Annotated in this window: 17 protein-coding genes; 6 read left to right on the forward strand and 11 right to left on the reverse strand. The window is 74.3% G+C overall.

The genetic code is table 11. From position 1 onward, the window contains the following. Window positions 1–45: 45 nt before the first annotated feature. Together ACIBK9_RS39505 and ligD are read left to right on the forward strand one after the other, a co-directional pair. The gene (locus ACIBK9_RS39505; protein ID WP_397163929.1) at window positions 46–3,237 is read left to right on the forward strand and encodes a BTAD domain-containing putative transcriptional regulator; all 3,192 of its coding nucleotides are present in this window, start codon (window positions 46–48) and stop codon (window positions 3,235–3,237) included. A 29-nt stretch (window positions 3,238–3,266) separates the two neighbouring features. Beyond that, window positions 3,267–4,463, forward strand: coding sequence for a non-homologous end-joining DNA ligase (gene ligD / locus ACIBK9_RS39510; protein WP_397163930.1), 1,197 nt, complete (start codon window positions 3,267–3,269; stop codon window positions 4,461–4,463). Window positions 4,464–4,481: 18 nt separating this feature from the next. On the opposite strand, the gene ACIBK9_RS39515 is transcribed toward ligD, so the two are convergent. From ACIBK9_RS39515 to ACIBK9_RS39525, 3 genes are all read right to left on the reverse strand, one after another. Further along, the gene (locus tag ACIBK9_RS39515; RefSeq protein WP_397163932.1) at window positions 4,482–5,900 is read right to left on the reverse strand and encodes an NAD(P)/FAD-dependent oxidoreductase; all 1,419 of its coding nucleotides are present in this window, start codon (window positions 5,898–5,900) and stop codon (window positions 4,482–4,484) included. Next, a complete protein-coding gene (locus tag ACIBK9_RS39520) occupies window positions 5,897–6,523 on the reverse strand; it encodes a cupin domain-containing protein (protein WP_352356863.1) in 627 nt (208 codons plus the stop codon). The genes ACIBK9_RS39515 and ACIBK9_RS39520 overlap by 4 nt, the downstream gene beginning before the upstream one ends. Window positions 6,524–6,668: 145 nt before the next feature. After that, window positions 6,669–7,556 (reverse strand): SDR family oxidoreductase, encoded by an 888-nt coding sequence (locus ACIBK9_RS39525; RefSeq protein WP_397163934.1) that lies wholly within the window; start codon window positions 7,554–7,556, stop codon window positions 6,669–6,671. An 87-nt stretch (window positions 7,557–7,643) separates the two neighbouring features. Between ACIBK9_RS39525 and ACIBK9_RS39530 the strand changes: the two genes are divergently transcribed. Further along, window positions 7,644–9,410 (forward strand): thiamine pyrophosphate-dependent enzyme, encoded by a 1,767-nt coding sequence (locus ACIBK9_RS39530; RefSeq protein ID WP_387664702.1) that lies wholly within the window; start codon window positions 7,644–7,646, stop codon window positions 9,408–9,410. Between the two features lie 18 nt (window positions 9,411–9,428). On the opposite strand, the gene ACIBK9_RS39535 is transcribed toward ACIBK9_RS39530, so the two are convergent. Beyond that, window positions 9,429–10,181, reverse strand: a complete 753-nt coding sequence (locus ACIBK9_RS39535; protein ID WP_352356857.1) for an IclR family transcriptional regulator — start codon at window positions 10,179–10,181, stop codon at window positions 9,429–9,431. Between the two features lie 80 nt (window positions 10,182–10,261). Here ACIBK9_RS39535 and ACIBK9_RS39540 point away from each other — a divergent pair, with 80 nt between their 5' ends. Together ACIBK9_RS39540 and ACIBK9_RS39545 are read left to right on the forward strand one after the other, a co-directional pair. Then, window positions 10,262–11,434 (forward strand): 4-hydroxybenzoate 3-monooxygenase, encoded by a 1,173-nt coding sequence (locus tag ACIBK9_RS39540; protein ID WP_397163936.1) that lies wholly within the window; start codon window positions 10,262–10,264, stop codon window positions 11,432–11,434. A 56-nt stretch (window positions 11,435–11,490) separates the two neighbouring features. After that, window positions 11,491–11,796, forward strand: a complete 306-nt coding sequence (locus tag ACIBK9_RS39545; RefSeq protein WP_387664708.1) for a DUF6401 family natural product biosynthesis protein — start codon at window positions 11,491–11,493, stop codon at window positions 11,794–11,796. Window positions 11,797–11,880: 84 nt separating this feature from the next. Here the strand turns inward: ACIBK9_RS39545 and ACIBK9_RS39550 are convergent, their stop codons facing one another. The 3 genes from ACIBK9_RS39550 to ACIBK9_RS39560 form a co-directional block, all read right to left on the reverse strand. Beyond that, window positions 11,881–12,732: a hypothetical protein gene (locus tag ACIBK9_RS39550; RefSeq protein ID WP_397163970.1), complete on the reverse strand. Its 852-nt coding sequence runs from the start codon at window positions 12,730–12,732 to the stop codon at window positions 11,881–11,883. A 122-nt stretch (window positions 12,733–12,854) separates the two neighbouring features. Continuing rightward, window positions 12,855–13,421, reverse strand: a complete 567-nt coding sequence (locus ACIBK9_RS39555; RefSeq protein WP_397163938.1) for a hypothetical protein — start codon at window positions 13,419–13,421, stop codon at window positions 12,855–12,857. Then, complete coding sequence (locus ACIBK9_RS39560) at window positions 13,421–14,794, reverse strand: NAD(P)/FAD-dependent oxidoreductase (RefSeq protein WP_387664712.1); 1,374 nt, start codon at window positions 14,792–14,794, stop codon at window positions 13,421–13,423. Before ACIBK9_RS39560 ends, ACIBK9_RS39555 begins: the two co-directional genes overlap by 1 nt. A 164-nt stretch (window positions 14,795–14,958) precedes the next feature. On the opposite strand from ACIBK9_RS39560, the gene ACIBK9_RS39565 reads away from it, so the two are divergent. Then, window positions 14,959–15,120 carry a hypothetical protein gene (locus ACIBK9_RS39565; RefSeq protein ID WP_352329725.1) on the forward strand — a complete coding sequence of 54 codons (162 nt, stop codon included), beginning with the start codon at window positions 14,959–14,961 and terminating at the stop codon, window positions 15,118–15,120. Here the strand turns inward: ACIBK9_RS39565 and ACIBK9_RS39570 are convergent. The 4 genes from ACIBK9_RS39570 to ACIBK9_RS39585 are packed head-to-tail and all read right to left on the reverse strand — an operon-like array spanning window position 15,103 to window position 18,746. After that, window positions 15,103–15,738: a VOC family protein gene (locus ACIBK9_RS39570; RefSeq protein WP_397163940.1), complete on the reverse strand. Its 636-nt coding sequence runs from the start codon at window positions 15,736–15,738 to the stop codon at window positions 15,103–15,105. The two genes, ACIBK9_RS39565 and ACIBK9_RS39570, sit on opposite strands and share 18 nt — an antisense overlap. Continuing rightward, window positions 15,716–16,573 carry an alpha/beta fold hydrolase gene (locus ACIBK9_RS39575; RefSeq protein WP_397163942.1) on the reverse strand — a complete coding sequence of 286 codons (858 nt, stop codon included), beginning with the start codon at window positions 16,571–16,573 and terminating at the stop codon, window positions 15,716–15,718. The genes ACIBK9_RS39570 and ACIBK9_RS39575 overlap by 23 nt, the downstream gene beginning before the upstream one ends. Next, entirely contained in the window at window positions 16,570–17,505 is a 936-nt protein-coding gene (locus ACIBK9_RS39580) for a Rieske 2Fe-2S domain-containing protein (RefSeq protein ID WP_358285383.1), read from the reverse strand. Before ACIBK9_RS39580 ends, ACIBK9_RS39575 begins: the two co-directional genes overlap by 4 nt. Continuing rightward, window positions 17,502–18,746, reverse strand: a complete 1,245-nt coding sequence (locus ACIBK9_RS39585; RefSeq protein WP_397163944.1) for a flavin monoamine oxidase family protein — start codon at window positions 18,744–18,746, stop codon at window positions 17,502–17,504. The genes ACIBK9_RS39580 and ACIBK9_RS39585 overlap by 4 nt, the downstream gene beginning before the upstream one ends. Window positions 18,747–18,790 lie beyond the last annotated feature (44 nt).

Below are 18,790 nucleotides of genomic sequence, written 5' to 3' on the forward strand. Positions count from 1 at the left end.
ATGCGTCGTCCCACTTGCGTGGGAATTGGGGTTGACTTGAGGTCTGTGGAGTTCAGACTTTTCGGGCCGCTTGAGGTGGACGACGCCGACGGCGTCCGGCTCGACCTCGGCACCCGCAAGCAGCGCGCGGTGCTGGCCATGCTGGCGCTGGAACCGGGCCGCATCGTGCCGCTCGACCGGCTGATCGACGAGCTGTGGGCGGGGGAGGCCCCGGCCAGGGCCACCGCCACGCTCCAGGCGTACGTGTCGCACCTGCGGCGGGTGCTCGAACCCGGACGCAGGCCGCGCACGCCGCCCCGGGTGCTGCTCACCCGCGAGCCCGGCTACCTGCTGGACATCGCGCCCGGCCAGACGGACGTCGCCCGCTTCGCCTCCTGGACGGCCGACGGCGCCCGGCTGGTGCGGCGGGGACGGCACGGCGAGGCGGCGCGGGTGCTCGACCGGGCGCTCGGCCTGTGGCGCGGCGAGCCGCTGGCCGAGTTCCCCGGGCTCGCGCCCGAGGTGCCGGCCCGGCTGGAGCGGCTGCGGCTGGCGGCCGAGGAGGACCGGCTGGAGGCGCGGCTGGAGCTGGGCGAGGCCACCGTGCCCGACCTGGAGGCGCTGGCCGAGGCGTACCCGTACCGGGAGCGGGCGTGGCGGCTGCTGGTGCTCGGGCTCTACCGGGCGGGCCGGCAGGCCGACGCGCTGGCCGCCCTGCGCCGGGTGCGCGGCCTGCTGGCCGGACGGCTGGGCATCGAGCCGGGCCCGGAGCTCAGACGCCTGGAACAGGCCGTCTTCGACCAGTCCCCGGCCCTGGACGTCCCCGGCGCGACGATCGGCCGCCCGGCGGCGGACCGGGGGGCGGAGGCCGCTCCGGAGCCGCCGCCCATGGCGGGCCGGGGCGCGGGGGAGCGGCTGGTGGGACGGGAGGCGGAGCTGCGGACCCTGGAGGAGCTGCTGGGCGCGGCGCGGGCCGGGCGCGGCGGGCTGGCGCTGGTCACCGGCGAGCCCGGCATCGGCAAGACCAGCCTGGCCAGGGCCGCCGCCGACCTGGCCGCCGCCCGTGGATTCCGGGTGGAGTGGGGCAGGTGCCTGGACGACGCCAGGGCCCCGGCGTTCTGGCCGTGGACGCGGGCGGGCATGATCCCGCCGTCGCCGCACGCCGAGCTGTTCGACCTCTACGACGCCGTGCTCGACTCGCTGCGCGGCGGCCCGCTGCTGCTGGTGCTGGAGGACCTGCACTGGGCCGACGCCTCCTCGCTGAAGCTGCTCGGCCACGTCGCCGGCGAGCTGGCGGGCACGTCCGCCCTGGTGCTGGCCACGCTCAGGCCCGAGCCGGACGGTCACCCGGCCCAGCTCCGCGAGACCCTGGCCGCCCTGTCCAGGGAGGGCCGCAGGCTGCCGCTCGCGCCGTTCGACGCCGACGGGGTGCGCGACTTCCTGCGCCTGCGCGAGGTGAGCGCCGACCCGGAAGAGCTGCTCGACCGCTCCGGCGGCAACCCGTTCTACCTCACCGAGCTGCTGCGGCTGCCCGAACGCGAACGCCATCTCGTCCCGCCCGGCGCACGCGACGTGATCGACCGCAGGCTGGCCAGGCTGCCCGGGAGGACGCTGGACCTGCTCAGGGCCGCCGCCGTCGCGGGCCGCGAGGTCGAGGTGGACCTGCTGGCCGCGCTCGTGGAGCGGCCGGTCGAGGACGTCATGACCGGCCTGGAGCCGGCCCTGGCCGCCGGGCTGCTGACCGAGGCCGCCGATTACCGCTTCTCGCACGCCCTCGTCCGCCAGGCCCTGGACGCCGGCCTGACCACGCTCGCCCGCGCCCGGCTGCACCTGCGCGCCGGCCTGCACCTGGAGAGCGTGCCCGGCGCCGACCCGGCGCTGCTGGCCGGCCACTTCGCCGCGGCGGCCAGGCTGGGCGGCGCGCCCAAGGCCGTCACGCACGCCTGCGAGGCCGCCGCCCAGGCCGCCGCCCGGCACGGCTACCAGGAGGCCGTCGAGCTGTGGGAGCTGGCGCTCGCCCACCTCCCGCCCGGCGACTCGCCGCGGCGCTGCCGGCTGCTCACCGAGCTGGGCCGGGCCCGCCGCAGCCTGGGCGACGCCGCCGGCGCCCACCGCGACCTGGACGAGGCCGTCGCGCAGGCCCAGCGGCTCGGCGACCGGGACGCGCTGGTGGCCGCTGTCTCGGTGTTCGGCGGGCTGTCGGTGTGGAACTGGCGGCCGTACGGCGTCGTGGACGAGACGATGGTCGCGGTGCTGGAGGACCTGCTCGCCGGCGGCCAGGACCCGGCGTCCAGGGCGGCGCTGCTCGGCACGCTCGGCATCGAGCTGCACTACGGCCCGCGCCGCGCGGAGGGCGAGCGGCTGGCGCTGGAGGCCGTCGAGCTGGCCCGCGGCCTGGACGACCCGATGCTGCTGGCCAAGGCGCTGAACAACTACCTGATCGCCGGGTTCGTCCCGGGCCGCAACGACGCGCGGCGCCGGGCGGCCGAGGAGATGCTGGCCGTGCCCGGCCTGCCGAGGGAGGCCCGGCTGGTCGGGCGCGTCCTGCGCATGTCGTGCCTGCTGCGCGCGGGCGACCTGGCCGAGTGGGCCAGGGACCTGGACCGCTGCGAGCAGCTCCTGCACGAGGTCGCCCGGCCCGAGCTGGAGGCCATGGTCCGCGTCTCCCAGACCGCCGCGCACACCCTGCACGCCCGCTGGGACGAGGCCGAGGCCCTGCTCGCCCGCTTCCCAGGGCTCGCGTTCGGCGGCAGCCTGTGGGGGATCGAGGCGCGCCGCCTGGGCACCCTCTACACCTGCCGGCGCGGCCAGGGCCGGGGCGCGGAGCTGCTGGCGGAGCTGGTGGCGGCGGGGGAGCGGCCGCTGATGAGCCCGGTGCGCCCGCTGGCCGTGCTCGCCGCGCTGGAGGCCGGGCGGCCGGAGCTGGCCCGGGAGCTGATCGGCCGGTGGGGGGTGGAGCTGCGCGAGGACTGGGCCGCCGACTTCCTGCACCCCGTCTGGGGGCTGGTGGCCGCCCGCCTCGGCACGCCCGACCCCGCCGAGCTGTACGAACGGCTGCTGCCCAGCGCCGGCCAGCTCATCGTCATGGGCATGGGCAGCGCCGCCTGGGGCTCGGTGCACGACGTGCTGGCCGAGCTGGCCCGGCGGCTCGGCCGCGGACGGGAGGCGCGCGAGCACAACGAGGCCGCCGTCGAGCTGCACCGGCGGCTCGGGCTGACCTACTGGGAGGCGCGCAGCCGGGGGTGGCGTCCCGGCTGACTGTCGGACCCGCCGCGTATCGTGATCTCATGCCTGACATCGAGGTCGCGGGCCGTTCCGTCCGCGTCACCAGCCCCGACAAGGTGGTCTTCCCGCAGTCCGGCCACACCAAGCTCGACCTGATCCGGTTCTACCAGGCGGTCGGCGAGGCGGCGCTGCGCGGCGTGCACGGGCGGCCGATGGTGCTCAAGCGGTTCGTCCACGGCATCGAGCAGGAGGCGTTCTTCCAGAAGCGCGCGCCGGCCAAGCGGCCCGACTGGATCGAGGTGGCCGAGCTGCGCTACCGGTCCGGGCTGAGCGCCGAAGAGGTGGTCTGCACCGATCTGGCGCAGTTGCTCTGGGTGGTCAACCTCGGCTGCGTCGACCTCAACCCCCATCCGGTCCGCGCCGACGACCTGGCCAGGCCCGACGAGCTGCGCATCGACCTCGACCCCGTCCCGGGCGTCGGGTGGGCCGACGTGCTGGCGACCGCGCAGGTGGCGCGCGAGGTGCTGGCCGACCACGGGCTGGTCGCCTGGCCCAAGACGTCCGGGTCGCGGGGCTTCCATGTCTATGCCCGGATCGACCGGCGGTGGTCGTTCGCCCAGGTGCGCAAGGCGGCCGAGACCGTGGCGCGCGAGGTCGAGCGGCGGGCCCCCGACCTGGCGACCAGCCGGTGGTGGAAGGAGGAGCGCCACGGCGTGTTCGTCGACTTCAACCAGAACGCCTACGACCGCACGGTGGCCTCGGCGTACTCGGTGCGGGCGGTGCCCGACGCCCGCGTGTCCACCCCGCTGAGCTGGGAGGAGGTGCCCGGCTGCCGGCCCGAGGAGTTCACCGTCGACAGCGTGCCGAAGCGGCTGGCCGAGCTCGGCGACCCGTGGGAGGACATGGACCTGCACGCCGGCTCGCTCGACGGCCTGCTGGAGCTGGCCGAGGAGCTCGGGCCCGCGCCCAAGCCGCCCAAGGGCAGCGGGCGCAGGCAGCAGACCATGCCGGTCATCGAGATCGCCAGGGCCCAGCACAAGGAGGAGGCCCTGGCCGGGCTCGACCGCTGGAAGGCCCGCCACCCCGCGGTCGCGGCCCTGCTGGAGCCCGCCGACGTGCTGGTCGACGGCATGCGCGGGCGCAGCAGCGTGTGGTACCGGATCCGGGTCAACCTCCAGCACGTGCCGGAGGGCGAGCGGCCGGCGCAGGAGCCGCTGGAGGTCGACTACGACCCCTGGCAGGGCGCCGGCGGCCCCTGACCGGTCCGGTGGGGCGGGTCAGCGGCCGGAGACGAGGTTGCCGAGGCGGGCGTACAGCGAGGTGCCGGTGCCGCGGTCGTTCTCGTGGCGGTCGGCGGCCCGGAACAGCGTGTAGATGAGCTGCACGCCCGCCCACCGCAGCGGCTCCGGCTCCCACTGCCGCACCTGCCGGCCCACCCACGGCAGCGCCGTCAGCTCGGTGTCCCGCCGCAGCACCAGGTCGCGCAGCGTGCGCCCGGCCAGGTTCGTGGTGGTGACGCCGCTGCCGACGTAACCGCCGGCCCAGCCCAGCCCGCTCGCGTGGTCGAGGTGCACGGTCGAGCACCAGTCGCGCGGCACGCCGAGTACGCCGCACCACGAGTGCTGCACCCGCGCGTCGGCCGCCGCCGGGAAGAGCTTCACCAGCATCCGCCACAGCAGCGCCACCGTCCGCGCCTGGGTGGCCCCCCGGCGGTCGGTACGCGACCCGAACCGGTACGGCACCCCACGCCCGCCGATCGCGATCCGGTCGTCGGCCGTGCGCTGGGCGTAGACGTAGGCGTGGGCCTGGTCGCCGAGCAGCTCGTGCCCGGCCCAGCCGATGTGCTTCCACACCTCGGCGGGCAGCGGCTCGGTGACGATCATCGAGCTGTTCATCGGCAGCCACTGCCGGTGCTGCCCGGCCAGTGACGCGGTGAAGCCCTCGGTGGCGCGGATGACGTAGTCGGCCGAGACGACGCCGAGCGGCGTGTGCGCGGTCGCCTTGCCGCCGCCCACGCGCGGCCGGATCTCGGTCACCGTCGTGCCCTCGAAGACGTCCACGCCCAGCGCGGCCACGGCCGAGGCCAGGCCGACGGCGAGCTTGGCCGGCTGCACGCGGGCGCAGTGCGGCGAGTACGCGGCCTCCAGCGTGCCCGCCACCTGGAGGCGTTCGCGCTGCTCGTCGCGGTCCATCAGCCGCATGTCGTCCTCGCCGTAGCCCCAGGAGCGCAGGTCGGCGACCTCCTCGCGGAGCCGCCGCCGCTGGGCCGGGTTGGTCGCCACGTGCACCAGACCGCCCTTGTGCACGTCGGCGTCGATGCCCTCGGCGCGGGTGACGTCGATGACCTCGTCCACCGCGCGGAACATGGCGTGCTGAAGGTCGATCATGGCCTGCCGGCCGCGGGCCTGGGCGTGCCGCTCGCGGGAGCCGGCGAACTCGGCCGACAGCCAGCCGCCGTTGCGCCCGGAGGCGCCGAACCCGGCGAACTCCTTCTCCAGGATCGCGATCCGCAGGTCGGGCTGGGCCTTCTTCAGGTAGTACGCCGTCCACAGGCCGGTGTAGCCGCCGCCGACGATCGCCACGTCGTACTCGCGGGAGCCGGGCAGCGCGGGCCGCCTGGCGGGCAGGCCGATCTGCCGGTACCAGAACGAGACGCCCCCGTTGGCGTAGTCGTCGGTGAGCGGGATGCCTGTCATGACTGTTCTGCCTCCACGGCTGCTACGTGCCCCTCCGCTGATTCCCCATCCGCTCTGTCCCCGGCGGACGGGGTGGGCGGGCTGATCACCCAGAGCACCTCGGCGGTCTCGTCGCCGTCGTTGACCACCCGGTGCGGGACCGATGTGCGGTACTCCACGCTGTCGCCGGGCCCCAGCGGGTGCGCGGCGGCGGACCCGGCCGGGCCCAGCCAGAGCGTGAGGCTGCCGCGCAGCACGAGGAAGATCTCCTGCGAGTCGCCGTGCGTGTACGGCTCGTCGCCGGTGGAGGCGCCGGGGTCGAACTCGCCGGCGTACATCTCCACAGTGCGCAGCGGGCGCTGGGAGATCAGGAACTTGCGGGTGCCCGGCGCGGTGGCCAGCTCGGGACGCTCGGCGCGGCGCACCACGCGGTGGGCGGGCTCGTCGTCCTCGTTGAACAGGTCGGCCACGGTGATGCCGAGCGCGGAGGCGATCCTGCGCAGCATGCCGATGCTCGCGCTGGTCTGCCCGCGTTCGAGCTGGCTGATGAAGCTGGGGCTCGCCTTGGCCTCGCCGGCCAGGGCGCGCACGGTCATGCCGCGCATGCCTCGGTAGACCCGGATGCGGGTGCCCAGGTCCGTCATCGAACCTCTCGATCGGTCAGGCTGAACAAGTTGTTCAGTGACGGTACCGACGGCGGAGAAAGCCCAGCAAGAGGGGGGTGCCTAACGAATCGGTAACCGGTCCCAGCCGCGGGACGGCGCGGATCGGCTGCGGATCGGCCGCGGGTCAGCCGCGCGTCGGCCGCTGGTAGCCCTCGTCGCCGCCGTAGACGCGCACCGACGGGTCCCGCTCGGGCTGCGTGGCCGGGCTGGTCGGCGAGGCGGTGTGCTCCTCGGCGAAGTCGTCCGAGGGCACGGGCGGCGGCGGGAACAGGTAATCGTGCCAGGTGATCCGGCCCTTGGGGTCGGCCTCGGTGGTGAACGCGCCCGCGCGCTGCGCGGCGGCCAGCCTGCCCGGGATGCGCACCGGCAGGCACAGGCGGCGCAGGCGGCGGGCGTCCAGCCAGGTCCTGGTCAGCTCCTCGGTGCCGAGGACCTGCGGGCCGCCGTACTCGAGGACGGCGCAGGCCGGGCCGCCGGCCAGCAGCGCGGCCAGACGGCCGGCGACGTCGTCCACGTGCACCGGCTGCCACAGCAGCGAGCGGTCCATGGGCAGCACGGGCAGCGCCGCCAGGTCGCGCAGCAGCCGGTCCACCGACTGGTGGAACGGGGTGGCGCGAACGACCGTCCAGGCCATGCCGCTCTCCCTGACCAGCCGTTCGGCCTCCAGCTTGTGGCGGTGGCCGGGCGCGCGGTCCGCGCCGGCGATCGAGGGCAGCAGCACGTGCGAGGCCCCGGCCGCGCGGGCCGCCGCGGTCAGCGTGCGGGTGCCGGCCAGGTCCACCTGGGCGCGGCCCTGTCGGCCGCCGGTGGCCAGGTGCGCGACGGCCTCGACCTGCCGGACGGCCTCGGCGACGCCCTTGCCCGAGGCCAGATCGCCCCACACCCACTCCACGCCCCCGCGGTCCTCGTGCCGGGTACGGCTGAGCGCCCGTACTCGATGTCCCGCCTTGAGCAGGACGGGCACGAGGGCCCTGCCGAGGGTGCCGGTGGCTCCTGTGACCAGAATGCGCATGCCGGGTCCATACCCGCGAATCCCCAGAGATGACAATGATTTTCGTGACGAGGTCTGTGGACGGCGGTGCGGGGTAGAGCCGCCAATATGGCTCGTATCGCATCCGAATCCCTGATCGAACGGCTCGCCGAGTGGGGCGTGGACACCGTCTTCGGCCTGCCGGGCGACGGCATCAACGGCATCATGGAGGGGCTGCGCCGTCATCGTGATCGGGTGCGGTTCGTGCTGGTGCACCACGAGGAGGCCGCCGCCTTCATGGCCACCGGCTACGCCAAGGCCACGGGACGGATCGGCGTCTGCCTGGCCACCTCCGGCCCCGGCGGCATCCACCTGCTCAACGGCCTCTACGACGCCAAGCTCGACCACGTCCCCGTGCTGGCCATCACCGGCATGCAGGAGACCGCCGTGCTCGGCACCGGCTACCAGCAGGAGGTCCACCTCGACAAGCTGTTCGCCGACGTGGCCGAGTACAACATGATGATCACCAACCCGGCCCAGCTGCCCTCGCTGGTGGACCTGGCCGTCCGGACGGCCTACGCGCGGCGCGGCGTCGCCCATCTCACGCTGCCCAACGACATCCAGGTGGCCGACGCGGGGGAGGACCCGTACCGGACGGTCGCGCCGGTGCGCGCGCCGGAGACCGCGCCGATCTACCTGCGGCCCCCGGGGCTGCCGCGCCGGGAGGACCTGGCGCGCGCCGCCGAGGTGCTCAACGCCGCCGAACGGCCCGCCATCCTGGCCGGGCAGGGCGCGCTGCACGCCCGGCAGGAGGTGCTGGCCGTGGCCGAGGCGCTGGGCGCGCCGGTGGTCAAGACGCTGCCCGGCAAGGCGGTCGTCCCGGACGACTCGCCGTACACGACGGGCGGGATCGGGCTGCTCGGCACCAAGCCGAGCGAGGAGCTGATGGACGAGGCCGACGTCCTGTTCATGATCGGCACGAACTTCCCCTACTCGAAGTTCCTCCCCGAGCCGGGCAAGGCGCGGGTGGTGCAGTTCGAGGCCGAGCCGACCAGGGCCGGGGCGCGGGTGCCGACCGACGTGCCCGTGGTGTGCGACGCCAAGGAGGGCCTGCGCGAGCTGCTGCCGCTGCTCACCCGGCGCGGCGGCGACGGACACCTGGCCAAGTACCAGAAGCTCATGGCCAAGTGGCGCTCCGACATGGACAGCCTGGAGAACCCCGACAGGGACCCGATCGCCCCCCAGTACGCCATGTCCGTCCTGGACGACCTGGCCGCCGACGACGCCATCCTGACCTGCGACAGCGGCACGATCGCCACCTGGGCCGCCCGCCACTGGACCATCCGCGGCGGGCGCGAGTTCTACCTGTCGGGCACGCTGGCCACGATGGCGCCCGGCCTGCCGTACGCCATCGCCATGCAGCACGCCTTCCCCGGCCGGCAGGTCATCGCCTACGTCGGCGACGGCGGCTTCGCGATGCTGATGGCCGAGTTCCTGACCGCCGCCCAGCACCGGCTGCCGGTCAAGGTCGTCATCAACAACAACAACTCGCTCGGCCAGATCCTGTGGGAGCAGATGGTCCTCGGCTACCCCGAGCACGGCGTGCGCTTCGCCCAGCCGGAGGCCGACTACTCGGTCTGGGCCAGGGCATGCGGCGGGTTCGGCGCCAAGGTCACCAAGTCCGGGGACGTGGCCGCGGCGATCAGGCAGGCGCTCGCCCACGACGGCCCCGCCCTGGTGGACGTGGACGTCAACCCGAACGAGCCGCCCATGCCCGGCAAGGTCTCCTACGACCAGGCCAAGAGCTTCGCCCAGGCGTTCCTGAAGGGGCAGCCGCACAAGGCGGCCATCGCGACCACCCTGTTCAAGGACCGCATCCAGAAGTTCACCGACTGACCGCCGTCCGGCGGCCGGTCAGGGGGCCCGGCAGGCGGCGGCGATCCGGGCGGCGGTCTCCAGCAGCGGGTCCACCAGCCGGGGCAGCTCGCGGGCGCGCCGCGAGGCCAGCACGATCCCCACGGCGGCCACCGCCCGCCCGTCCACGACGACCGGCGCGGCCGCCGAGCACGAGCCGAGCGTCATCTCCTCGTGCGTCAGCGCGTAGCCCTGCGCCCGCACCGCCGCCAGCTCCCTGGCCAGCCGGCCCGGCTCGGTGACGGTGTGCGGCGTGGGCCGTTCGAGCGCCCGGGCCAGGTACGCCTGCACGAACCACTCCGGCTCGAAGGCCAGCAGCGCCTTGCCCACCCCGGTCGGGTGCATCGGCAACCGCCCGCCCGTGCGCGAGACGATGGGCACGGCCCGCCTGCCGTACACCTTGTCCACGTACAGGACCTCCAGGCCGTCGCGGACGGCGAGGTGCACGTTCTCGCCGGTGGTGGCGAACAGCTCCTGGAGCCAGGGGTGCGCGCGGCCCTGGAGGCTGCCGGGCGCGAGCTGGCCGAGCTCCCACAGCCGCAGCCCCACCCGTAGCCGCCCGTCGGGGGAGCGGCTGAGCGCCTGCCACTCCTCCAGCTCGGCCACCAGCCGGTGGGCCGTGCTCAGCGGCACCCCGCTCCGCCTGGCCAGGTCGGTCAGCGTGAGCTGCGGATGGGCCGCGTCGAACGCCCCCAGGATGGCCAGCACCTTGGACGTCACCGTCTGCCCGGGACGCCGGGCTCCTCCGGACATGACCACACTCCTGCGCACATCTTCCACTCAGTGGAAGAGGCTACTCGGCTCCGAGGGCCGGCAGGCAGCAGACTTCCCTCATGCGAACTCAGGTCGGGATCATCGGCGCGGGCCCCGCGGGCCTGCTGCTGTCTCATCTGCTCCACCTGCGCGGCATCTCCTCGGTGGTGCTGGAGAAGCGCAGCCGCGCCTACGTCGAGCGGCGGGTCCGCGCGGGCGTCCTGGAGCAGGGCACGGTGGACACGCTCGTCGAGGCGGGCGTCGGCGCGCGCCTGCTGCGCGAGGGCCTGCCGCACCACGGCATCGAGCTGCGGTACGGCGGCGCGGGCCACCGCATCGCCTTCGACAAGCTCGTCCCCGGCCGGGCCATCACCGTCTACGGGCAGCAGGAGGTCGTCAAGGACCTGATCGCGGCCCGGCTGGCGGCGGGCGGCGACCTGCGGTTCGAGGTCGAGGACGTCGAGGTGCACTCGCCGGAGTCCGAGCCGTACCTCACCTTCGGCGGCGAGCGGCTCGACTGCGACGTGATCGCCGGGTGCGACGGCTTCCACGGCGTCTCGCGGCCGAGCGTCCCGGACGGGGTCCTGGAGGTGTTCGAGCGGGAGTACCCCTTCGCCTGGCTCGGCGTCCTGGCCGAGGTGGCGCCGTCGTCGGAGGAGCTGATCTACGCCAGGACCGAGCGCGGCTTCGCGCTGCACAGCATGCGCTCGCCCACGGTCAGCCGCTTCTACCTGCAGGTCCCGGCCGACGCCGACGTGGCGCAGTGGCCCGACGAGCGGGTCTGGGCCGAGCTGAAGGCCCGCCTGGAGACCGTCCCGGGCTTCGAGCTGACCACGGGCGAGATCATCGAGAAGGGCGTCACGCCGATGCGCTCCTTCGTCGCCGAGCCCATGCAGTACGGGCGGCTCTACCTGGCCGGGGACGCCGCCCACATCGTGCCGCCGACCGGCGCCAAGGGGCTGAACCTGGCCGTGGCCGACGTCCGGGTGCTGACCGAGGCGCTGGCGGCGTTCTTCGAGCACGGCTCGCCGGAGCTGCTCGACGGCTACTCGGCGGCGTGCCTGAAGCGGGTGTGGCGGGCGCAGCACTTCTCGTGGTGGATGACGACGCTGCTGCACACCTTCGACGAGGACGACCCGTACGGGCGGCGGCTCCAGACGTCCTACCTGGACTACGTCACCTCCTCGGAGGCGGCGGCGACCACGCTGGCGGAGAACTACGTCGGACTGCCCTTCGACCGACCGCACGACTGACCACGGCACCCGCCCCCCAGGCGGGCTGACCTCGGGCGATGCCTTAAAGTTGGCGCGTGGTTTTCGAGGAGGGCTGGGCGCATGCGCCCCTGCGGTGGTTGATGGACACGCTGGGCCATGCCCAGCTCGCCAGGATGGAACGCGAGCCGGCGCTGGTCGCGGCCGTGGATCAGCACGCGGCGCTGCTGCGTGACGCGATCCCGCTCGACCGCGAGACCCTCGGCGACTATCTGCTGGGCTTCCTCGACGAGCTGCGCCACCGCGGCTGGATCTTCAGCGGCGACCACGACGCGCCCGCGCTGCGGCTGACGGCGGTCTGCTGGCTCGCCCGCGAACAGGGCTTCCTGGCCGAACCCGCCTGAGCCTGCGCCGGACGTCCCGCCCCGGCCGACTGTCCGGCCGTGAGGGGTCCGCGTGGCCGGGCGCTTGTCCCGGCCACACGGAGCTCAGCTCTCCGGCGGGAGGTCCGCGCGGGTCGCCCCGCCGGTCGTCCCGCCGCTCGGGCCCATGGTCGGGCCGGTCGGGCCGGTGGTGCCGGTCGTGCCGGGCGCGCCGGGTGTGGTGCGGGCCGGTTCGGCGGGCCGGGCCATCGAGCGGGCGTCCTCACGCCCCCGCTGGTACGCCTCGGCGTGCGCCCTGGCCTGCGGCGCCTCCGCCTCGATCCGGCCGATCCAGCGCTCCCAGCGCTGCTGCATCGGACGGACGAGCCCGCCGCCGAGGCCGATGGCGATGATCGCGCCGATGGTGGCGAGCACGGTGATGAGCACCGGGGTCGTGACGGTCGTGGCGACGCCGATCTGGTTGAGCGCGGCGATGATGCCCAGCGCCCAGATGAAGACGGCCGCCGCGATGCCGAGCCAGCGCCCGTAGGACAGCCCGCCGAGCGCGCCGTCGACGAGGTCCCGGACGGCCCGGGCGATCGCCCCGGCGATCACGATGATCACGATGGCGACCACGGCCTTGGGCAGCCAGCCCACCACCCCGTTGAGCAGCGCCGAGATCGGGTTGGGCCCGAAGACGCTGAAGGCGACCTGCAGGGTGATCAGCAGGATCGCGTAGTAGACGAGCTTGGCGAGCAGCCCGCTGGCGTCGTACCGGCTGCTTTCGAGCCAGCGCTGCACGCCGCTGCGGTGTACCGCCCGTTCGAACCCGACGCGGTCGAGGATCTTGTCCACGAGCTTCTGCAGCGCCTTCGCCACGATCCACCCGATGATCAGGATCACCAGGAACGCGACCAGCCTGGGCACGAACGTCGCGACCTGTCGCCAGGCGTCCGTCAGGCCTTGGCCAATATTGATGTCCACGGTTTCCTCCAAAACGAGGAGCTCATGGAGTCGCGGTACCCGGCTGAACTGCGACTATGCACGCATTGCTACCAAATTTTCGCTCAGTGTTACATTTGTACAAGTGTGTGCAGGGGTCAGTAGAGCCGGCGCAGGTCCATCTGGAAGTTCTGGTGCCAGGTCTGGCCGCCGTCCACGGTGGTCTCGCCGATCTCGTGCCAGGTGGTGCCGGTGAACGTCAGCGTGTAGCGGCTGGTGTAGGCGGGCGTCTGGAGGCTCCACTCGAAGGTGTCGTCGCCGACCACCGGCACCACCGTGGTGACGTAGCCGCGCGAGAACGCCTCCCAGCGGTACTGGCCGGTCGCCTCGGAGTAGTTGATCACCGCCAGGGCGCTGTCCACGATCGTGCGCGGGTCCGCCTTGTCGCGGCCCTGACCCTCGACCGAGATCACCAGGTCGCCCGCCTGCCAGCGCACCCGCTCGGTCTGCAGGAACTCCTGCCGGGTGCCGGAGGGCGTGACGGTCCAGCCCGCCCCCGCCCACGTGCCGATCATGAACGACAGCCGCCGCATGGCCTCCGCCTGCCCGGCGGACGCCTGCCCGCCCGCGGCCGAGGCGGGCGTCCGGGCGGCCGTCGCCGGGGCGGGGGAGAGCAGGGTCGCCAGTAAGGCGAGTGGCAGGAGCAGGCGGAGCAGTGACTTCATCAAGGCGTCCTCGTCAGTGAGCGGCTGATGCCGAGCCGGGGGTGAGCGGTCAGGTAGAGGCCGGTGGCGGCGTCGTACAGGTCGTTGGCGTCCATGCGCATGGGGGCCAGGGTGCTGCCGGCGGGCGTGACGTTGCGCAGGGCGCGCAGCCCCGCGTCGTGGGCGGCGGTCACCAGCTCGCTCATCGGCGCGGTGCCGCCGGCGGTGGTGGCGTCGGTCAGGTCGGACAGCCCGGCCGTGATCGCGGCGAACGCGTGGTCGGACGTCCCGCCCCTGATCAGGTGCTGGGCCAGCCAGAAGTAGCTGGCCCGGCCGCGGTACTGCCGGTAGACCGAGGAGACCATGGTCAGCAGCCGCTGGTAGGCGTTGCGGTACAGGGACTCGTAGAAGCCCAGGGCCTCCTGCTCGCTCACCTCGCCGCGTTCGGTGGCCGTGATCGAGGCCGCGGCCAGCAGGGCGCTGTACATGGCCAGGTGCACGCCGGTCGACAGCAGCGGGTCCAGGAAGCAGGCGGCGTCGCCGGCGATGCGGTAGCCGGGGCCGCAGAAGGAGTCGGCCACGTACGAGAAGTCCTGCTCGACGCGCACCGGGCCGGTGAACCTGCCGATCAGCCCCGCCACGGTCGGCGACTCGGCCACCACCGCGTGGAACATCTCCTCCGGCGACCGGTAGTGGGCACGCCGCTCCAGGAAGCGGGTCTGGTGGGTGACGAAGCCGACGCTGAACACCTCGCCGCGCAGCGGGATCACCCAGTACCACCCTTCCGGTGAGGAGATCACGTTGATGCCGCCGCCCGGCGTGTCGGGAAGGAGCTCGCCGCCCTGGTAGTAGCCCCAGATGGCGACGTTCCTGAAGACGTCGTGCGGGCGTCGGTCACGGAAGTGCTGCGCCGACAGTACCCCGGCGCGTCCGGAGGCGTCGACCACGTGATCGAAGCGCTCCAGGCCGCGGTCCCACTCGGCGGCGCGGGCGCGGCCGTCCTCGAACAGCACCCGCCTGACCCTGGCCTGCTGGATCACCTCGACGCCCTGCGAGGCGGCGTGGTCCAGCAGCACCTGGTCGAAGTCGTCCCGGTCCACCTGCCAGGAGCGCACCTCGGGGCCGAACGTGGCCGCCCAGTTCACCGTCCAGTCGCGCTCGGCGCCCCAGCGCAGCAGCAGGCCCTCCTTGACGGGATAGCCGCGCTCCTCGATCTTCTCGTGCGCCCCGGCGTAGTCGATGATCGTCCGGCAGGACGGCGAGACGGACTCGCCGATGTGGTAACGCGGGAAACGTTCGCGTTCCAGGAGCCGGACGTCCATTCCGTTGCGGGCCAGCAGCGTCGCGGCGATCGAGCCCGCCGGGCCGCCGCCGATCACTAATACCTTGGTCATCGCGAGCCCTTCCGATAATCGATACGTATTACGCAGTGACGGGCCCGGCGTGCGGGGCCCAATACGTAGGCCGATACGTATATTCCGGCGTTATTCTGGACCGCCGGCCCGGCCTGTTCGATGATGCGTCTGAGTTCCGTTCCGTCTTTCTGCAAGGAGCGCGCATGGGATTGAACCTCCGGCTGGTCGTTCCCCTGGTCTACGCCGCCGCGGTGGTCGTGGCCTTCCTGATCGGCAAGACGGTCGGCTCGGTGGTCGTCATCGCCGGCGCCGTCCTCGTGGCCCTGTTCTTCGTGCTGTCCGGCCGGTCACGTCAGCGCGAATAGGGCCCCCCACGGGTCGCGCACGATCGTCGCCCGGGGATGCCCGGGGGCGGTCGTGGCGCCCAGCCGGGCCGCCGCCGCGGCGGTCGCGGCGCGGTCGGCGGTCGCGAAGAACGTCATCCACTGCGGCCGCGCCCCCGTCCCCTCGCGGACCTCGGGCGCGACGCCGAGCAGGTCCCGGTAGAACCCGGCCCCGGCCGACCACAGCTCGTGGGCGCACCACGTGCCCGGCTCGCCGGCCAGCACGATCCCGGCCGGCCGGTGCCCCTCCCAGAAGCCGACGGCCGCCCCCGCCGGGTCGGTCGCGAACAGCACGCGCCCGTCCTGGCCGGCCGCCATCGGGCCGAAGACGACGCCGCCGCCCAGCTCCTTCACCCGTACGGCCACGGCGTCCGCGTCCGGGGCCGCCAGGTAGGTGTTCCAGGAGGCGGGCAGGCCCGGCGGCACCCGGCCGAAACCGGCCACGACCTGGCCGCCCAGCTCGACGAAGGAGTAGCCGCCCTCCTCGCGGAAGGTCCAGCCGAACAGCTCCCCGTAGAAGGCCCGCGCGCCGGCCGGGTCGAGCGCCCCGTAGTCCACCCAGCACGGCTCGCCCGGCTCATAGTGCTCGTGAATCGGCACGCCCGGCCTCCTCGTCCACATCGTCCACATCGTCCACATCGTCGGCTTCGTGCGCGTCCAGGGCCGACAGCCGCAGGTGCGCGGCGACGAGCGGCGCCACGACCTCGGGCCGCTCGATCAGGCACAGGTGCCCAGCGCCGGGGACGGTGACCGTGCGGCACCGGGGGACCGACTCGCGCAGCAGCGCCGCGCCGGCCCGGAACGTCGGCATGTCCCGGTCGCCCACGACGACCAGCGTGCGCGCCCGGATGCCGCGCAGGTCCTCCACCGTGTGGACGTGCCTGCTCAGCCCGTGCATCGCGCCGTCGCGCAGCTCCCGCCACGAGTGCCGGGCCACGATCGCCCGCAGCCTGGCCCGCAGCCCGGGATGGTCCTCGGTGCCGCGGAAGATGTCCGGCGGCGAGGACATCCACAGGTCGGCGAGCTGCTCGCCGTCCGCGCCCATCCGGGCCAGCCCGGCCAGCGCCCGGTAACGCTCGGCGGTGCCCGGCTCGGGAGGCGCGCCGGCGATGGTCGGGGAGCCGACGATCAGCCCGCGCACGTCATCGGGATGGTCGACGGCCAGCTGCAGCGCGATCATCGAGCCGATCGACTCGGCCACCACCAGCGTGGCCGACTCCGCCCTGGCCAGCCCGGCCAGCTCGGCCGCCAGCGCGGGCAGCGACGTGCCCGGCCGCAGCGGCCCGGACCGCCCGTGTCCCGGCAGGTCCACGCCGACGTGCCGCCAGCCGGGCAGCAGGTTCCACAGCGGCTCCCAGACCGAGGCGTCCATCGTGTAGCCGTGGATCCACAACACGGCCCGGCCCTCGCCGGTCGAGCGCACGTACAGGCTCATGAGGACGCTCCGGCGGAGGCGGAGGCGGAGGCGGGGACGGGGGCGAAGCCCTGGCAGAAGCGGCGGAAGGCGATGACCGGGGTGTCGCCGGCGTCCAGCCGCTGCGGGGCGCCGGTGTCCAGGTGGTCCCAGACGACGCGGTCCTGGTCGAAGGCGTAGCGGGCGCCGTGCACGAGCGCCGGCAGCGAGTCCCGCTGGTCCGGCCGCACGCCGATGGCCACCCGTCCCACGCAGCCCGTCCCGTCCGGCACCGCGCCCGTGACGATCGTGTACGGCGCCGACTCCGTGCCCAGCTCGGTCACCACGAGGTGCGGGCTGTAGGCGCGGGCCACGAACCGGGAGGCGAAGTCGAGCCGCCGCTCCCGCTCCCACGGCGGCGCCTTGGTCCGGAACTCGCCCTCGATGACCAGCTCGTCGTGCCCGCCCATGCTGACCCGCATGCCGCGCACCGAGGGCACCAGGTGGACGGTGCTGAAATGCTGGGCGTCGAAGGCGTTCTCGACGACGTACTCCGCCGGGACCGTCACCGGCTGGTTCACCGCCGCCACGATCACCAGGTCCTCGGCCGCCTGCTTGATCGCCTGCTCGAAGCCGCGGTCGTCGCCGGGGTCGCCGGACAGCCGGGCGAACAGCGCCGCCCCGGCCCGCAGCGTCCGCAGCTCGCCCACCGACCAGCGGCGGCCGGACCCGCCCAGCGAGACGCGCTTGCCGTGGAAGGGGCAGATCACGCAGTCGCCGTCCAGCTTGCCGCCGTAGGCCAGATGGGCGCCCCGGTGGGGGCAGGTGGCCTCGAACACCCGGATCCGCTCGCCGTCGCGCACGGCCATCAGGCGCGCGCCACCCAGCCGCAGCGGGGTGAGCCCCGGGCCGATCTCGTCGTCGAGGGCGAGCAGGAACCACCCGCCGTGGAGCTCCCCGTTTCCGGCCGTCATCTCTCCAGCGCCCCAATCACCTCTGTGGCCGCGCGCTCCCCGCTGGCCATCGCCATGTGCGCCATGGGCGGGCCGGACAGGCCGACGGTGGCCTCCCCGGCGAAGAAGACCGTCCCGCCCAGCGGCTCGGCCCAGGCCGGGGACGCCCACAACGTCCCCACGCCCGGGTAGGTGTACGCGCCGCCCGCCCACGGGTCGGCGCCCCAGTCGGACACCACCACCTCCGGGTTCAGCCCCCGCGTCCACGGCAGGGCGCGGGCCAGCAGCGCGGCCAGGCCGCCCGGCTCGGCCCACGCGCTCCGGGCCGCCGCCGCGGCCCGTCCCTTGGCCATCACCAGCACCTCGGGCCGCCCGGCGGTCGTGCTGACGAATCCCAGACGGCCGCCGGCGTCGAAGACCACGACGGACTCGGGGGCGGCCACTGGATAGGCGGCCAGCCCGCACCAGGCGTCGCCGGGCCGCAGCTCGTAGGCCGCCGCCTGCTTGCGCACGGGCAGGTCGTCCAGCACGAGCCGTCCCTCGGCGACCACCGGCGGCGGCACGGTCACCACGGCGGCGGCGGCGCTCTCCACGCGCCCCGCGGCGGTCAGCGCCCGCACCCGGCCCGGCGTCCAGGCCAGGCGGACGACCGCGTCGCCGAGCCGCACCCGCAACCCCTCGGCCAGCCGCGCGGGCAGCCGGTCGAAACCGCCGGGCAGCGCGAACTCGCCCCGCCCGGACCGGTCGGCCCGGCGCAGCGCGGCCAGCGCGGGCGCGCTCAGCGCCTCCGGCTCGGCCGCCCAGTTCTGCCTGAACCATTCCGCCGCCGGCTCCAGGGCCTGCGGGCACTGCGCCGTCTCCTCCTTGAGCCACGTCGCGACCGGCACGTCCCAGGGGCTCGCCCCCGCCAGGCGGCGCAGCGGCTCCCGGGCCGCGCCGGACGTCAGCCGCTCCTCCAGCAGCGGCGGCGTGGGCCGCAGCGCGGTCAGCGGGCGCGGCCCGCCGGGCAGCAGCACCCGGGCCGCGCGCCGCGGCACCGGCACGGGCGCCTCCAGGCCGGGCAGCGCCGCGATCGGGTTGCGGTCGCCGTGGATGACCTGCGCGCCCAGCTCCAGCAGGGTCGGCCGGTGGGTGCGGATCCGGCCGCCCACCCGCTCCCTGGCCTCCAGCACCGTGACCGCCAGCCCGGCGGCGGCCAGCCGCGCGGCCGCCGCCAGCCCGCTCACCCCGGCGCCGATCACGACGACGTCAAGCTCTGCCACCGGCACATCCTCTGTAGTAGTTTGTCCTCGGCCTGATCACGAGG

The organism is Nonomuraea sp. NPDC050227 (genome assembly GCF_044459705.1).
In the GTDB taxonomy this organism is placed as follows: Bacteria; Actinomycetota; Actinomycetes; order Streptosporangiales; family Streptosporangiaceae; genus Nonomuraea.

Excerpts from the sequence above, each read along its gene's own strand:
- ligD (WP_397163930.1), top strand. The coding sequence starts at position 3,267 with ATGCCTGACATCGAGGTCGCGGGCCGTTCCGTCCGCGTCACCAGCCCC.
- ACIBK9_RS39515 (WP_397163932.1), bottom strand. The coding sequence starts at position 5,900 with ATGACAGGCATCCCGCTCACCGACGACTACGCCAACGGGGGCGTCTCG.
- ACIBK9_RS39520 (WP_352356863.1), bottom strand. The coding sequence starts at position 6,523 with ATGACGGACCTGGGCACCCGCATCCGGGTCTACCGAGGCATGCGCGGC.
- ACIBK9_RS39525 (WP_397163934.1), bottom strand. The coding sequence starts at position 7,556 with ATGCGCATTCTGGTCACAGGAGCCACCGGCACCCTCGGCAGGGCCCTC.
- ACIBK9_RS39530 (WP_387664702.1), top strand. The coding sequence starts at position 7,644 with ATGGCTCGTATCGCATCCGAATCCCTGATCGAACGGCTCGCCGAGTGG.
- ACIBK9_RS39535 (WP_352356857.1), bottom strand. The coding sequence starts at position 10,181 with ATGTCCGGAGGAGCCCGGCGTCCCGGGCAGACGGTGACGTCCAAGGTG.
- ACIBK9_RS39540 (WP_397163936.1), top strand. The coding sequence starts at position 10,262 with ATGCGAACTCAGGTCGGGATCATCGGCGCGGGCCCCGCGGGCCTGCTG.
- ACIBK9_RS39555 (WP_397163938.1), bottom strand. The coding sequence starts at position 13,421 with ATGAAGTCACTGCTCCGCCTGCTCCTGCCACTCGCCTTACTGGCGACC.
- ACIBK9_RS39560 (WP_387664712.1), bottom strand. The coding sequence starts at position 14,794 with ATGACCAAGGTATTAGTGATCGGCGGCGGCCCGGCGGGCTCGATCGCC.
- ACIBK9_RS39565 (WP_352329725.1), top strand. The coding sequence starts at position 14,959 with ATGGGATTGAACCTCCGGCTGGTCGTTCCCCTGGTCTACGCCGCCGCG.
- ACIBK9_RS39575 (WP_397163942.1), bottom strand. The coding sequence starts at position 16,573 with ATGAGCCTGTACGTGCGCTCGACCGGCGAGGGCCGGGCCGTGTTGTGG.
- ACIBK9_RS39580 (WP_358285383.1), bottom strand. The coding sequence starts at position 17,505 with ATGACGGCCGGAAACGGGGAGCTCCACGGCGGGTGGTTCCTGCTCGCC.